Source organism: Bradyrhizobium sp. HKCCYLS3070, assembly GCF_051167575.1.
Lineage (GTDB): Bacteria > Pseudomonadota > Alphaproteobacteria > Rhizobiales > Xanthobacteraceae > Bradyrhizobium.
In genome coordinates this window covers 186,609-201,393 of sequence record NZ_JBNPTI010000004.1, presented here as the reverse complement: position 1 = coordinate 201,393, position 14,785 = coordinate 186,609, and the positions used below count along the sequence as shown (strand labels likewise).

Here is a 14,785-nt window from a genome sequence, read left to right as displayed (position 1 = left end):
CGGAGGATTGTGCTGCGGTCTTGCCTCGCAGGCGGTCCGCTCCCCTCTCCGCAAGGGGGAGGGGAGCACACCGCTCGTGCCGGGAGAACGGAACTCCACCGACGCCGGCTGGAGTTCGCCACTCTCCGCGTGTATGCTCCCACAGCATCTAAACGGTCACGGCATGTCGATGGTCTCTCGCAAATCTGTCTTCGCAATCGCGCTTGCTGGTCTCTCCTTCGTCAGCCACGCGGCTCACGGCCAATCAGGTCCCGTCAAATACTGGCTGCCGGGCTGGCCGGTCGGCTTCAGCGATGCCGGCAGCCTCGACTCCTACGGCAACTTTCCGAGCTTCACGACGAACGGCAGCGACAGCGGCTTCTTCGCGCGGCGCTACAGCGTGACGAACAATTGGGCGGCGCTTTCGGGAGTCGGCCTGAGTTCGAACATCGTCAATCGCTATGGGGCGCTCGGCTCGTACACCACCGAGGGCGCGCAGTACGGCTACACGTTCAAGAGCGGGGTCAGCCTCTACGGCGGCTTCGACACGCTGAAATACAATCCCGGCCTGGGCGGCCCGTTCGCAACATTCGACGGACGCTCGACGTCTACGCCGGCCTACGCGATCAATGGCGGCGTCGAGTTCAAGCCGACGTCCAATGTCAGCCTGTCGCTCGGCTTCAGCTATGCCGGCCAGTCGTCCGATCGCATCGACAGCGACATCAATTCCCCGGCATTGCCCGGCGCGACGCCGCAGGCGTTCACCAGCGGGCGCAGATAGCGTTCAGGCTGTAGATAGCTTTCCGGCGGTAGAGCTCGGCCGCCAACTCCATCCTCGGCGTCGTCCCGGACAAGCGCGCGTATGCGCGCGCAGATCCGGGACCCATACCCCCAGGGAGATGTTTGAGGCGCGCAGGTCGCCCCATCTCGCTCCATCAGAACAGCCGGTGGTTATGGGTCCCGGCTCAAGGCCGGGACGACACCGTATGTGACGCGAGCGGTGTGGCATTCTATAAGAAGGCGAACGGCGTGGCCGCGCAGAATCAAAACTACGCCGCCGCCTTCAGCACCTTCACGAGCTCGCGGTGAATGACCTCGTTGCCGCACACGACGTGCCCAGTCGCCAGCGCGTCCTCCTTGCCGTCGATGCCCGATACGGTGCCGCCGGCCTCGCGCACCATGATCAGGCCGGCCGCGATGTCCCAGGGCTGCAGGTCGCGTTCCCAATAGGCGTCGAAGCGACCGGCGGCGACGAAGGCGAGGTCGAGCGAGGCGGCGCCGAAGCGGCGGAGCCCTGCGACCTTGACCTGCAGCGAGGTCATCTCGCGCAGGAACAGCTGGTGGTCGCCGCGGCCGATATGCGGCAGGCCGCAGGCGATGACGCATTCATGGAGCTGGCGCCGTGCGGCGACGCGCAGCCGCTGGTCGTTGAGGAACGCGCCCTTGCCGCGCTCGGCGATGTAGAGCTCGTCATTGGCGGGGTTGTATATCACGCCGGCGATCACGGTGTCCTCGCGCTGGAGCGCGATCGAGATCGCGAATTGCGGGATGCCGTGCAGGAAGTTGGTGGTGCCGTCGAGCGGATCGACGATCCAGGTGTGCGACTTGTCGCTGCCTTCCCGCTTGCCGCCTTCCTCGCCGAGAAAGCCGTAGCCGGGCCGGGCCTTGGAGAGGTCCTCGTACAGCATCTCCTCGGCCTTCTTGTCGGCGCGCGAGACGAAGTTCGCCGGTCCCTTCAGCGACACCTGCAGGTGCTCGATCTCGCCGAGATCGCGCTTGAGGTTGCGGCCGGCGCGGCGCGCGGCCTTGACCATGACATTGATGAGGGCGGAATGGATCATGAGCTCGATGCGCTGGGCTGACCGCACCTCGCGGTGCGCGCCTTCCCCGGAAGCGGACGAAGGCGGGTGAAATGGCTGGCTGTGGGTGCCCTGCCGGGGCCGCCGCGTCAAGGCCGGATCAGCGGCCGGTCACTTGATGGTGCCCAGCCAGCGCTTGGCGGCCTGTTCGCCCTTGGCGCGGTCTTCGGGGGGCATGTCGGCGAATTTCTCGTCGAGCTTGGGGTCGCCCTTGCCGGCGGTCTTGGCCACCAGGTGCCATTTGTAGGCCTCGACCTTGTCCATCTGGGTGGCGATTCCATACAGCAGCACCCATGCCAGTCGGTTCTGGGCGACCGGGCTGTTCTGCCGCGCGGCCCTGCGCAGCAGCGCGATCGCCGCGGGCTGGTCCTTCGGCACGCCGGTGCCGTTGAATAGCGCGATCGCGTATTCGACCTCGGCGTCGACATTGTCGGCGATCGCCGCGGCCTGCAGCAGGCGAGCGGCCTTCTCGAGGTCTTTCGGCACGCCGGTTCCTTCCTTGTAGAAGGTCGCCAGCGCGTATTGCGCCTCGGCGTTGCCGGCATCCGCAGCAAGGCGCAGCAGCTCGGCCGAGCGTCTGAGGTCCTGCGGAAAGGTCTGGCCGTCGAGATAGAGCAGCGCGAGATTGTAGGCCGCCTTGGGCTCGCCGAGCTTGGCGGCGGAGGCCAGCAGCTTGACCGCCTCGAGCTTGTCGACAGGGCCGCCGCGCCCGGCCAGCCGCATCATCGCCAGCGCGAACATCGCTTCGCGGTCGCCGGCCTCGGCGGCGCGTTTGTACCAGATCGCCGCCTTGTCGTAGTCGCGGCGGATGCCCATGGCGTTTTCGTAGAGCTGGCCGAGCATCGCCATGGCCTTGGGATCGCCGGCCTGCGCCCGCGGCGTGGCGAGATCGAAGGCGGTCTTGTACTGGCCGCGCTGATAGGCGCCGTAGACCACGTCGACATTGGGATCATTGGCGGCGGGCTGTGGCGTCGCGGTCGGCGCCGGGGCGGCCGGCTTGGCCGGCGGGGCAGGAGCAGGCTTCTTCGCAGCGGACGGTGCCGGCGGCTTGGGCCTCTCCGCCGGCCTTTCGACCGGCTTGGGCTTTTCCGTCGGCGGCTGCTGAGCAGGCGGCGTCAACGAGATCTGCGCGGCCGCGCCCGTCGTCGCCATGGCGAGCGCAGCAACAAGACATGTCAAGCGCAGGATCGTCATTGGCAGCGGTTCAGCTCTGTCCCGGCGCGTCGGCCGGCACGGCCGTATGCGCGCTCCGGATCGCGGCGCTGATCTCGTCAAGAGCAGGGGCCGGACCGCGGGCGTCGTTCCAGACGAGGTCGTCGACCAGCACGAAATCGGCTCCCGCGGCGACGAAGTCCGCGGCTTCCTTGAGCGAAATCGCATAGCCCACGCAGGGCGGCTCGAACAGCTCGGCCCACCAGGCCAGGCGCTCATTGACGGCATCCGGCGAGGGCCGCCGTCCCTGCGCGTCGCGCTCGCCGAACAGCACATAGTCGGCGCCGAGCTCACCGGCGCGCATCGAATCATGGCGTGTCGACAGGCCGCCGCAGCCGGCGATGCGGTCCGGCTTCAGGCCGGGCAGCGCCTCCTCCAGCGCGGCGACGCCGGTCAGATGCGCGCCATCGGCGCCGGCGCGGGCCACGATGTCGGGATGGCCGTCGATCAGCAGCGCCGCACCGGCGCCCTGGATCGCCGGCGCCAGCGTCTTGACCGTCGTGATCATGCTGCGGGGATCGCTCTCCTTCAGCCGCACCAGCACCGCCGCCACATCGGCGCTGGCGAGGATCGCCGGCAGGCCGGCGGCCAGCGCCGCTGCGTCGGTTACGACCGGCGTTGCCAGATACAGGCGCGGCGCGGGCCGCGCGGATGTCGTCTTGCCGGACACTAGGCGGCCTCTTTCTCGAGCGCGGCGGTCCACTGGCCGCGGCTGGCAAGCGCGTTCATGCGAGCGCGGTGGGTGAAGGCCCGCTGGCCGACGGGGATGTTCGCCGCCTTGCCGGCCCATGCCTGTTGCGGCGCGGCCTGCAAGGCACGGCCATAGGAGAAGGTCAGCCTCCAGGGCAGCGGACCGAGCCGGTTCATCGCGTCGAGATGCGCGGTCGCGCTCTCGTCGGATTGTCCGCCGGACAGGAAGGCGATGCCGGGCACCGCCGCAGGCACGCATTCCTTCAGCAGTTGGACGGTCCTTTCGGCGACCTCCTGCACCCCGGCCTGGTCCGGCGATTGCTTGCCCGGGACCGCCATGTTGGGCTTCAGGATCATGCCTTCCAACGCGACGCGCTGGATGCGCAATTCACGAAACACCTCGTTCAGGATGCGGCGCGTGACGTCGAAGCAGCGAGCGATGTCATGATCGCCGTCCATCAGCACCTCCGGTTCGACGATCGGCACGATGTTCGCGGCCTGGCACAGGGCGGCATAGCGGCCGAGCGCATGCGCGTTGACATGGATCGCTGTCATCGAAGGGATGTTGTCCTTGTCGATATCGATCACGGCCCGCCATTTGGCGAAGCGCGCACCCAGCGCGTAGTACGTCGCCAGCCGATCCGCAAGCCTGTCGAGCCCGGCCGTGACCCGCTCGCCGGGGCAGCCGGGCAGCGGTTGCGTTCCCTCGTCGACCTTGATGCCGGGAATGGCGCCGGCCGCTTCGATCAGCTTCACCAGCGGGGTGCCGTCGGCGGCGTTCTGCCGGATGGTTTCGTCATAGAGAATGACGCCGGAGATGAACGACATGCCTGCGCTGCGGAACAGCATCTCGCGATAGTCGCGGCGGTTCTGTTCGGTCGATTCGACCTTGATGGCATCGAAGCGCTTCTTGATCGTCCCGGTGGATTCATCGGCGGCGAGAATGCCCTTGCCCGGCGCGACCATGGCAAGGGCCGTGGTGTTCAGTGCGGAGAGATTCATGCTTGGCTCCAGACGCACCTGCCCTGCCCATCAAAATAGACGGTTCTCGGGCGGTTGCCGAGCAAACATTGGCCGCAGGTGAGGCGGACTCTCGGAGAGGTGAAAGGGAGGTTGCTGATGGGGCAACCTTGTCAACTCAGCGGCAGTCGGCTCCCCTCCCCGCACGGGCAGGGCGATCGCATTTGACGAAATTCGGCAATCGCGGCACGAACTGCTGCCAACGAGCGACTCCGTCATGCCCGGGCTTGTCCCCGGCATCCGCGTCGTTCCAAGGTCGCCGGACGACGTGGATGGCCGGGACAAGCCCGGCCATGACGAAGTGGAAAAAGGCGGGCGCAAGACGTAAAGCGCCAGATGCGATAGCCCTACCCGCAAGGGGGAGGGGAGCACACCGAGTTCAGGGCGAAGGTCGAACTACACGACGAACGCTCACGCGACCTTCGGGGCGAGCTCGCCGTTGGCGTAGCGCTTGGCCATCTCGGCCGTCGTCAGCACGCGCTTGATCTTCGAGGCCTGGCCGGCGGTGTTGAACTCCTGCAGGCGCTGCTTGCACAGCTTGGCCATCGCCTCCATCGCCGGCTTCAGGTACTTGCGCGGATCGAATTCCTCCGGGTGCTCCGACAGCACCTTGCGGATCTGGCCGGTCATCGCCATGCGGTTGTCGGTGTCGATGTTGATCTTGCGGACGCCGTTCTTGATGCCGCGCTGGATCTCGCTGACCGGCACGCCCCAGGTCGGCTTCATCTTGCCGCCATAGGTGTTGATGATCTCCTGCAGATCCTGCGGCACCGAGGACGAGCCGTGCATCACCAGATGCGTGTTCGGCAGCTTGCGGTGGATCTCCTCGATCACGTTCATGGCGAGGATGTCGCCGTCCGGCTTGCGCGTGAATTTGTAAGCACCGTGCGACGTTCCCATCGCGATCGCGAGCGCGTCGACCTGCGTCTCACGCACGAACTTCACGGCCTCGTCCGGATTGGTCAGCAGCTGGTCGTGGGACAGCTTGCCCTCGGCGCCGTGGCCGTCCTCCTTGTCGCCCATTCCGGTCTCGAGCGAGCCGAGCACGCCGAGCTCGCCCTCGACCGAGATGCCGCCGAGATGCGCCATGGTGGCGACCGTCTTGGTGACCCCGACATTGTAGTCCCAGTCAGCCGGGGTCTTGCCGTCGGCCTTCAGCGAGCCGTCCATCATCACCGAGGTGAAGCCGGACTGGATCGCGGTCATGCAGGTGTCGGGACCGTTGCCATGATCGAGATGCACGCACACCGGAATGTGCGGATAGATCTCGGTGACCGCGTCCATCATGTGCTTGAGCATGACGTCGTTGGCATAGGAGCGGGCGCCGCGCGAGGCCTGGATGATGACCGGCGCGTCGACCGCATTCGCGGCCTCCATGATCGCCAGCGCCTGCTCCATGTTGTTGATGTTGAAGGCGGGGACGCCGTAATCGTGCTCCGCCGCGTGATCAAGCAATTGACGCAACGTGATACGAGCCATGGCTGGAACTCCCTGAGATTAAGGATTGGACCGTGCGGCGGCTGACGCACGCGTCGAAACTGCTGCACCGTGCATAACGCGGTGGTCGGGAGATTCCAAGGGTTGCGGGCGACGCAGGCGACCAGGCAGCACCATCGGGCGCCGCTGAGGTTGGCGGTGAAATCCGTCGCAACGGGTAGCGCGGTGGGGCTCAGGTCTTCCTGGCTTCGAGAGCCGCGATGCGCTCTTCGACCTCGCTGACCCGCTCGTCGAAGTCGCTCGCCGCCGCGCGCATCATGACCAGCATGCCAGCGGAATCGCGACGCTGCTTGCGGATCAAGGTTTCCAAGCTATCGAACCGCGTCTCGGTCGATTGCCTAAACGACCCAAGCTCAGATCGAAACTCAGCCCGGAGCGCAACGATGCTTTCCTGAATCTTGATCAGGATCGAGTGCACAGCGTCTATCGGGGTGTCAGCCATGGAAGGAACATAACAGAAACATCCATGGCCGACAAGCGTGGAAAGATCAGGCCTTCAGCACCTCGACGCCCGGCAGCGGCTTGCCTTCCATCCACTCCAGGAAGGCGCCGCCGGCGGTCGAGACATAGGTGAAGTCCGAGGCAACTCCGGCCTGGTTGAGCGCGGCGACGGTATCGCCGCCGCCGGCCACCGAAACCAGCTTCTTGGCCTTGGTGCGCTCGGCCGCGTGCTTGGCGGCGACCATCGTGCCGCGGTCGAACGGGGTCAGCTCGAAGGCGCCGAGCGGACCGTTCCACACCAGCGTCGCGGCGTCGTCGATCGCGGCATGGATGCGGGCGGTCGACTGCGGGCCGACGTCGAGGATCATGCTGTCCGGCGGGATGGCGTCGAGACCATAGGCGAAGGACGGCGAGTTGGCCGCGAAGTGATAGGAGACGGTGGCATCCACCGGCAGGATGATGGCGCAGTTCGAGGCCTCGGCCTTCTCCATGATCCTGAGCGCGGTGGCGGCGAGATCCTTCTCAGCCAGCGACTTGCCGATCTGCACGCCCTGGGCATGCAGGAAGGTGTTGGCCATGCCGCCGCCGATCACCAGCGCATCGACCTTGGTGACGAGGTTTTCCAGCAGGTCGATCTTGGTAGAGACCTTGGCGCCGCCGACGATCGCGATGACCGGCTTGGCCGGCCGTCCCAGCGCCTTGTCGAGCGCGTCGAGCTCGGCCTGCATGGTGCGGCCGGCATAGGCCGGCAGCTTGTGACCGAGGCCTTCGGTCGAGGCGTGGGCGCGGTGCGCGGCGGAGAAGGCGTCGTTGACCCAGATGTCGCCGAGCTTGGCGAGCTCGGCGACGAACGCCGGATCGTTCTTCTCTTCCTCCTTGTGGAAGCGCGTGTTCTCCAGGCACAGCACGTCGCCGTCCTTCATCGCGGCGATGGCGGTCGCCGCCGGCTCGCCGATGCAATCGTCGGCAAAGGCGACAGGACGCTTGATCACCTGCGAGAGCGCAGTGGCGACCGGCTTCAGCGAGTCCTTGGCATCGCGCCCCTTCGGCCGGCCGAAATGCGCGAGCAGGATGACCTTGCCGCCCTTGGTCGCGATCTCATTGATGGTCGGCGCGACGCGCTCCAGGCGCGTCGCATCGCTGACGTGGCCATTCTCCATGGGCACGTTCAGGTCGACGCGCAGCAGCACGCGTTTGCCTTTGACGTCGACGTCGTCGAGGGTGCGGAATTGTTTCATTGAAGCCACCGTTGAACGAGGGACTATCAGGGCTGATTGTAGCCGTTGGTGTTTTCCGGCGGATCGCCTTCCTGCTTCGTCGTCACCCGCATGCCTTGGCGGAAACCATAGGCAATCAGGCCGATCAGCAGCAGCGCGCCGGGGATTCCAAGCCAGTTGGGAAGGGTCATCGCGCTTCCTCAGCCGTCGTTCCGGGGCGGTCCGCAGGACCGCACCCGGATCTCGAGATTCCGGGGGCCTCTCTGCAAGGCGCCCCGGAATGACTGGGCGAGAGTTAGAGCAGCTTGCCCATCGCGACGGCGGTGTCGGCCATGCGGTTGGAGAAGCCCCACTCGTTGTCGTACCAGGACATCACGCGCACGAGGTTGCCGTTCATGACCTTGGTCTGGTCCATGTGGAACGTCGAGGAGTGCGGATCGTGGTTGAAGTCGATCGAGACGTTCGGCGCGGTGGTGTAGCCGAGCACGCCCTTGAGCTCCTGCTCGGCGGCGCGCTTCATCGCCTCGTTGATCTCCTTCGGGTCGGTGTTGCGCTTGGCGACGATCTTGAGATCCACCACCGAGACGTTCGGCGTCGGCACGCGGATCGCGACGCCGTCGAGCTTGCCCTTCAGCTCGGGCAGCACCAGGCCGATCGCCTTGGCCGCGCCGGTCGAGGTCGGGATCATCGACATTGCCGCCGCGCGGCCGCGATAGAGATCCTTGTGCATGGTGTCGAGCGTCGGCTGGTCGCCGGTGTAGGCGTGGATCGTGGTCATGAAGCCGGTCTCGATGCCGACGGTGTCGTTCAGCACCTTGGCGATCGGCGCCAGGCAGTTGGTGGTGCAGGAGCCGTTGGAGACGACGAGGTGATCCTTGGTCAGCGTCGTGTGATTGACGCCGTAGACGATGGTCGCGTCGGCGCCGTCGGCCGGGGCCGAGACCAGCACGCGCTTGGCGCCGGCGGTCAGATGCGCGGAGGCCTTGTCCTTGGAGGTGAAGATGCCGGTGCATTCCAGCGCGATGTCGACGCCGAGGTCCTTCCAGGGCAGCTTCGACGGATCACGCTCGGCGGTGACCTTGATCTTGCCGTTGCCGATATCGATCGTGTCGCCGTCGACGGTCACGGTATGGGGGAAGCGGCCGTGCACGCTGTCGAAGCGCAGCAGGTGGGCGTTGGTCTCGACCGGGCCGAGATCGTTGATGCCGACCACCACGATGTCCTTGCGACCCGATTCCGCGATGGCGCGCAGAACGTTGCGGCCGATGCGGCCAAACCCGTTGATCCCGACCCGGACTGCCATTTTCGTCTCCTTCAATGACGTTTCTCGTCCCTCGTAGCCGGCCCCTGGCAAGGGCTCTACGAGGGTTTGGACCTGTTGACGCCCGGTTCTGCCGGGCGCGAGCGGACGATATGGCCCTTTCGTAGTCCTTTTTTTGCGCTCGCTCAACCGTCGCGAATCATGTTCGCGCGGCGCTCCTGATTTGGTGAACCGCCGCGGAGGAGCGAGCGGGCTTTACGCCAGCCGCTGTACGGCCGCCGCAACAGCCGCCTCGGCGGTGATGCCGAAATGCTTGTAGAGCTCCTTGGCCGGGCCGCTCTCGCCGAACGAATGCATGCCGATGAAGATGCCGTCCTGGCCGATCACCGCATCCCAGCCCCAGCGCACCGCGGCCTCGATGGCGATCTTGACCGGAGCGTTGCCGATGATCTTGGCCCTGGCCTCGGCCGGCTGCTCGAGCAGCAGCTCCAGCGACGGCACCGAGACGACGCGGGCTGGGATGCCACGCTCGGCGAGCTGCTTCTGCGCCGCAACGGCGATCTCGACCTCGGAGCCGGTCGCGAACAGCGAGACCTTGGCCTCGCCCTGCGCGGCGACGAGCTCGTAGCCGCCGCGGCTGCAGGGGTTGTCCGCCGGCGCGGAGGTGCGCAGCTGCGGCAGGTTCTGCCGCGTCAGCGCCAGCACCGTCGGGCCGTTGGTGCGGTTCAGCGCCAGCTCCCAGCATTCGGCGGTCTCGACCGCGTCGCACGGCCGGAACACGCGCATGTTCGGGATCGCGCGCAGCGCGGCCAGATGCTCGACCGGCTGGTGCGTCGGGCCGTCCTCGCCGAGGCCGATCGAATCATGCGTCAGCACATAGACGACGCCCGCGCCCATCAGCGCCGACAGCCTGATAGCACCGCGCGCGTAGTCCGAGAACACCAGGAAGGTGGCGCCGTTCGGCGCGAAGCCGCCATGCAGGAAGATGCCGTTCATGCAGGCGGCCATGCCGTGCTCACGGATGCCGTAATGGATGAAGCGCCCCTTCGGCGTCTTGGCCGAGAACGAGACGGCCGACTTCGCCTTGTTGTTGTTGGAGCCGGTGAGGTCGGCGGAGCCGGCCACGAACTCGAACGGCATGGCGGCTGCGATCACCTCGATCGCGGCCTCCGACGATTTGCGGGTGGCGACGTTGAGCGGGGTCTCCAGCAGCGCCTTCTTGTGGTCCTTCAGCGCCTTCGCCAGCGCGGCGGGCCGCTCGTGGCGCAGCCGGCGCTCGAACTCGGCGCGCTTGCGCGGGCCCATCTCGCCGAGCCGGGTCTCCCACTCCGCCCGTGCGGTTGCGCCGCGGCGGCCGGCCTCACGCCAGGCGGCGAGCACGTCGTCGGGCACGGAGAACGGCTCCTGCGAAATGCCGAGCTTCTCCTTGGCGCCCTTCAATTCCTCCGCGCCGAGCGCCTCGCCATGCACCTTGGAGGTGCCGGCCTTGGTCGGCGCGCCGTAGCCGATGGTGGTCTTGCAGGCGATCAGCGACGGCTTCGACGACTTCTGCGCCCGCGCGATCGCGCCCGCAATCGCCTCGGGATCATGGCCGTCGATCAGCTCGGCGGCCCAGCCGCACGCCTTGAAGCGCTTCACCTGGTCGACCGAGTCGGCGATCGACAGCGGGCCGTCGATCGAGATCCCGTTGTCGTCCCACAGCACGATCAGCTTGTTGAGCTTCCAGTGCCCGGCCATCGCGATCGCTTCCTGGGAGATGCCCTCCATCAGGTCGCCGTCCGAGGCCAGCACATAGGTGTGGTGGTCGACGATCTTCTTGCCGTATTCCGCCTGCAGCATCTTCTCGGCCAGCGCCATGCCGACCGCGGTGGAGATGCCCTGGCCGAGCGGGCCGGTGGTGGTCTCGATGCCCTTGGTGCGGAAATTCTCCGGATGGCCGGGGGTGAGCGAACCGACCTGGCGGAAGCGCTTGATCTGGTCGAGCGTCATCTCCTCGTTGCCGGTCAGATACAGCAGCGCATAGAGCAGCATCGAGCCGTGGCCGGCCGACAGCACGAAGCGGTCGCGGTCCGGCCAGGCGGGCGCTGCGGCATCGTATTTCAGCACGCGGGTGAACAGCACGGTGGCGACGTCCGCCGCGCCCATCGGCAGGCCGGGATGGCCCGATTTGGCCTTCTCGACGGCGTCCATTGCGAGCCCGCGGATGGCGTTGGCCATGCGGGAGTGATCGACCTGCGTCATGCTGGAATCCGTCCAAACGTGAAATGCTGATGACAGGAGCGCCGCCGGTATTGCTGGCGGGCCGGGATTTTGCGGGCTGATTAGCACCTCGGTTCCGGGAATCAAAGGTTCTGCAACGCCGGGAACCTCCCAAAAGTTGCTTAGTAGTGCATAGTTTCGGCCGAGCGTTGCGCTTGGCTCGCCCACCACGTAAGATTTTGCCCGTAACCGCTTGCCGGACAGCGCTTTTGTCGCATCCCGCTTGCTCCGAGGGCCTCGCATCCGTGCCATGAACGATCACCCTGCCAATCTTACCGGCCAGGTGGAACCCGGCGCCGCCGATCTCGAGGCGGCGACGCGGCGACTGATGACGGCCCTCGACGCGCTGGAGAGCGCGGTCGAGCGGCGGCGCGAGGCGGATCGTGACGAGGACGAGCTGGCGACGCGCATCCAGGCGCTCGGCGCCGACCGCTCGCGTCTCGCCGACGAGCTCGACGGCTCCCTGATGAAGACGCGCCGGCTCGAGCGCACCAACCGCGAGATCGCCGAACGCCTGGACACCGCGATCGGCACCATCCGCGCGGTGCTCGCTGGCGGCGACGGGCAGGACGCCGCGCATGATGATGAGGACGAGGAATGAGCCACATCAACGTCACCATCAACGGCCGTCAATATCGCATGGCCTGCGAGGAGGGCCAGGAGCTGCGGCTGCTGAAGCTCGCGGAGAGTCTCGAGACGCGCATCACCAATCTGCGCGGCAAGTTCGGCGAGATCGGCGACGCCCGACTCACCGTGATGGCGGCGCTCACCGTGTGCGATGAGCTGATCGATGCCAATCAGCGCGTCCAGGTGCTGGAGCAGGAGCTCGAAGGCCTGCGCAACGTCCGCAACCAGGCCAGCGACCGCGCCCGTGCCACGCAGGTCGCGGTGGCGAAGGCGCTGAACGCCGCCGCCGAGCGCATCGAGCGCACCACACAGGTGCTGAACCGCACCATCGGCGGTGGTGTGGCGATCGGGTGAGACGATTCAAGCCCTCGCGACAACGTATCATCGTGTTGTGGGTCTCTCCATCAGCGATTGTCTGACCTGCCGCCTCATCCAAGGTGTCGTCCCGGCCTTGAGCCCATTGGGGCGGCTGGTGCCGCCACGCGTTCGCATTCACAGCTGCGCCTCGATTGCGGCCTTGTCGATGACCGACCACACCTCCACGATCTTGCGCTCGCGGAATTCGTAGAACACGTTCTCGGTGAAGGCGACGCGCTGGCCGTCGATGGCGAGCCCGAGAAATTCGCCGGATGGCGTGCAGTCGAAGTACAGCCGGCTCGCGACGCGGGGCGGGTCTGATAGCAGCAGGCCGATGTTGAAACGGAGATCGGGAATGTCGGCGAAGTTTCCGATCAGCATGTCGCGATAGCCGGAGAGTCCGAGCTGCCGGCCGTTGTGAACGACGTGCTCGTGCACGAAATCGCCGAGCTGCGGCCAAGCCTGCGCATTCAGGCACACGATATAGCCGCGATAGTGATTGGCGAGCTCGGGTCCGGTCATGGCGCGGCTGTTTGGACGAACGCGTTGCATCGAACAACACGGGGCCGGCATGGCGGTTCCCAGCCCGTAGCCTCAATGAAGGTCAGCGATATCCGAGACCATCTCGGTGCCCGCGCTTTCCCGGGCGTCGCTTCGCTCATGCGGGCTACATGGCCCTCGCGTCAAAGACCCTCCAACAGCGTCGCGATCGTCTCCAGCGGGTAGGCCGCCGCCAGGCTACCGACGCCCAGGCCGATGACGCCGAGGACAATGGCGCCGATCCAGCCATGATAGTGAAAGCCGACGGCTGCGCCGACGAAGGCTCCGGTCGCAAGCGTACAAATGGCCCAGAGCGTGTGAAGGATGAGTCCGATTGTCCTCAGCATGCGTGATCTCGCGTGTCAGCGGTCTCACCCGTCCCCTCCGATTGGTCGCGCGGATACGCCGTTGTGCGGCAGCGAAGCCGATCACGTCATCGCGATGCGATCGTGTTGCGACCGCTTGTCGTTCCTCCCTGTGTCCTCTACTCATTGTCCAGGCGGAGCCATTGAATCCCGTGGCGACAAACGGGATCGCCCGCGCATCAGGGAGTGCCCATGAAGACGCTGCTCAAGGCGGCCGTAGCCACAGCCTTCACCATGATCATCACGCAGCTCGCGGCCGCGCCGCTGCCGGAAGCCAAGCCCGACGAGGTCGGCTTCTCGCCGGCGGGTCTCGCACGCATGGATGATTTCTTCGCTCGCGAGATCGCCGCCAAGCGCGTGCCCGGCGCCGTCGTGGCGATCGCGCGTGACGGCAAGCTCGTGCATTACAAGGCCTACGGCCAGCTCGATCCGGTCAAGGGCACGCCGATGCCGCTCGACGCGATCTTCGCCCTGGCCTCGATGACCAAGCCGATGACTGCGGTCGGCGGGCTGATGCTGATGGAGCAGGGGCGGCTGCCGCTGCAGGCCAGGCTCGCCGACTACTATCCGGCATTCGCCGACATGAAGGTCGGCGTCACCCAGGAGAACGGAGCGCTGCTGCTGGTGCCGCAGGCCCGCCCCATCCTGATCCATGATCTCTACCGCCACACCTCGGGCCTGATGTATGGCGGCCGGCCGGACAGCTCGAGCGCGGTGGCGCGGCTCTATCCCGACGGCACCGCGCCTGCGATCGAAGGCGACACCCAGGCGTTCATCGAGCGCATCACCAAGCTGCCGCTGGCGCATCAGCCCGGCACGCAGTTCGAATACGGCTTCTCCATCGACGTGCTCGGCGCCGTGATCGAGAAGGTCAGCGAGCAGCGGCTCGGGGAATATCTGTCGGCCAATCTCTGGAAGCCGCTCGGCATGGCCGATGCGACGTTCGCGCCGACCGACGCACAGCGCCCGCGGCTGGCGCATCCGTTTCCGAACAATCCGCTGACCGGCAAGCCGCAGGCGATCAAGCTGCTGGACACGCCGACCAAGTCGGACTGCGGCGGCGTCTGCTCGTTCGCCACCATCGGCGACTACGTCCGCTTCGGCCAGATGCTGCTCAATGGCGGCGAGCTCGACGGCGCGCGCATCCTGAGTCCGAAGACGGTGCACCACATGACCTCCAACCATCTCGGGCCCGAGATCAAGAACACCGTCGCCAATGTGGAGCCGCATCGCGCCGGCTTCAGCTTCGGGCTCGGCGTCGCCGTGCGCGTCAGCGAGGGCCTGTCGGCGGTGCCCGGCAATCCCGGTGAGTTCAGCTGGAACGGCGCCTATGGCACGCAGTTCTTCTGCGATCCCAGGGAGCGTCTCGTCGTCGTGGTCGGCACGGCGGCGCCCGGGGACTTGCGCAAATATTATCGCGAGCAGGTGCAGGACATCGTCTATGGCGCGATGGTGAAATAG

At 66.5% G+C, this 14,785-nt stretch carries 16 protein-coding genes; 4 read left to right on the top strand and 12 right to left on the bottom strand.

Going from position 1 to position 14,785, the window contains the following annotated elements; translation table 11 throughout:
* Nucleotides 1–163 precede the first annotated feature (163 nt).
* On the top strand, nt 164–760 hold the full coding sequence (locus ACQR03_RS16005) for an outer membrane protein (protein WP_434841715.1): 597 nt from the start codon (nt 164–166) through the stop codon (nt 758–760).
* A 268-nt stretch (nt 761–1,028) separates the two neighbouring features.
* Here the strand turns inward: ACQR03_RS16005 and ACQR03_RS16000 are convergent, their stop codons facing one another.
* From ACQR03_RS16000 to tkt, 10 genes are all read right to left on the bottom strand, one after another.
* Nucleotides 1,029–1,820, bottom strand: coding sequence for an inositol monophosphatase family protein (locus ACQR03_RS16000; protein WP_315713903.1), 792 nt, complete (start codon nt 1,818–1,820; stop codon nt 1,029–1,031).
* Nucleotides 1,821–1,949: 129 nt separating this feature from the next.
* Nucleotides 1,950–3,032 carry a tetratricopeptide repeat protein gene (locus ACQR03_RS15995; RefSeq protein WP_316193523.1) on the bottom strand — a complete coding sequence of 361 codons (1,083 nt, stop codon included), beginning with the start codon at nt 3,030–3,032 and terminating at the stop codon, nt 1,950–1,952.
* Between the two features lie 10 nt (nt 3,033–3,042).
* Nucleotides 3,043–3,720 carry a thiamine phosphate synthase gene (locus tag ACQR03_RS15990; protein ID WP_316169472.1) on the bottom strand — a complete coding sequence of 226 codons (678 nt, stop codon included), beginning with the start codon at nt 3,718–3,720 and terminating at the stop codon, nt 3,043–3,045.
* The gene (locus ACQR03_RS15985; protein ID WP_434841714.1) at nt 3,720–4,742 is read right to left on the bottom strand and encodes a class I fructose-bisphosphate aldolase; all 1,023 of its coding nucleotides are present in this window, start codon (nt 4,740–4,742) and stop codon (nt 3,720–3,722) included. The genes ACQR03_RS15990 and ACQR03_RS15985 overlap by 1 nt, the downstream gene beginning before the upstream one ends.
* Before the next feature lie 429 nt (nt 4,743–5,171).
* Nucleotides 5,172–6,239: a class II fructose-bisphosphate aldolase gene (gene fba, locus ACQR03_RS15980; RefSeq protein ID WP_316201453.1), complete on the bottom strand. Its 1,068-nt coding sequence runs from the start codon at nt 6,237–6,239 to the stop codon at nt 5,172–5,174.
* A gap of 190 nt (nt 6,240–6,429) precedes the next feature.
* A complete protein-coding gene (locus tag ACQR03_RS15975; protein WP_434841713.1) occupies nt 6,430–6,699 on the bottom strand; it encodes a hypothetical protein in 270 nt (89 codons plus the stop codon).
* Between the two features lie 46 nt (nt 6,700–6,745).
* Complete coding sequence (locus ACQR03_RS15970) at nt 6,746–7,936, bottom strand: phosphoglycerate kinase (protein ID WP_315826028.1); 1,191 nt, start codon at nt 7,934–7,936, stop codon at nt 6,746–6,748.
* 26 nt (nt 7,937–7,962) lie between these two features.
* Nucleotides 7,963–8,106: a hypothetical protein gene (locus ACQR03_RS15965; protein ID WP_315713910.1), complete on the bottom strand. Its 144-nt coding sequence runs from the start codon at nt 8,104–8,106 to the stop codon at nt 7,963–7,965.
* A gap of 104 nt (nt 8,107–8,210) precedes the next feature.
* Nucleotides 8,211–9,218 carry a type I glyceraldehyde-3-phosphate dehydrogenase gene (gene gap / locus ACQR03_RS15960; RefSeq protein ID WP_315826029.1) on the bottom strand — a complete coding sequence of 336 codons (1,008 nt, stop codon included), beginning with the start codon at nt 9,216–9,218 and terminating at the stop codon, nt 8,211–8,213.
* Between the two features lie 213 nt (nt 9,219–9,431).
* Complete coding sequence (gene tkt / locus ACQR03_RS15955) at nt 9,432–11,417, bottom strand: transketolase (protein ID WP_434841712.1); 1,986 nt, start codon at nt 11,415–11,417, stop codon at nt 9,432–9,434.
* Nucleotides 11,418–11,685: 268 nt separating this feature from the next.
* Here tkt and ACQR03_RS15950 point away from each other — a divergent pair, with 268 nt between their 5' ends.
* A complete protein-coding gene (locus ACQR03_RS15950) occupies nt 11,686–12,036 on the top strand; it encodes a DUF4164 domain-containing protein (protein WP_315713913.1) in 351 nt (116 codons plus the stop codon).
* A complete protein-coding gene (locus tag ACQR03_RS15945) occupies nt 12,033–12,416 on the top strand; it encodes a cell division protein ZapA (protein ID WP_284423241.1) in 384 nt (127 codons plus the stop codon). The genes ACQR03_RS15950 and ACQR03_RS15945 overlap by 4 nt, the downstream gene beginning before the upstream one ends.
* A gap of 138 nt (nt 12,417–12,554) precedes the next feature.
* Here the strand turns inward: ACQR03_RS15945 and ACQR03_RS15940 are convergent, their stop codons facing one another.
* Nucleotides 12,555–12,941, bottom strand: a complete 387-nt coding sequence (locus ACQR03_RS15940) for an ester cyclase (protein ID WP_315713914.1) — start codon at nt 12,939–12,941, stop codon at nt 12,555–12,557.
* Between the two features lie 161 nt (nt 12,942–13,102).
* Entirely contained in the window at nt 13,103–13,306 is a 204-nt protein-coding gene (locus ACQR03_RS15935) for a hypothetical protein (RefSeq protein ID WP_315713915.1), read from the bottom strand.
* A gap of 210 nt (nt 13,307–13,516) precedes the next feature.
* On the opposite strand from ACQR03_RS15935, the gene ACQR03_RS15930 reads away from it, so the two are divergent.
* Nucleotides 13,517–14,785: a serine hydrolase domain-containing protein gene (locus tag ACQR03_RS15930; protein WP_316193526.1), complete on the top strand. Its 1,269-nt coding sequence runs from the start codon at nt 13,517–13,519 to the stop codon at nt 14,783–14,785.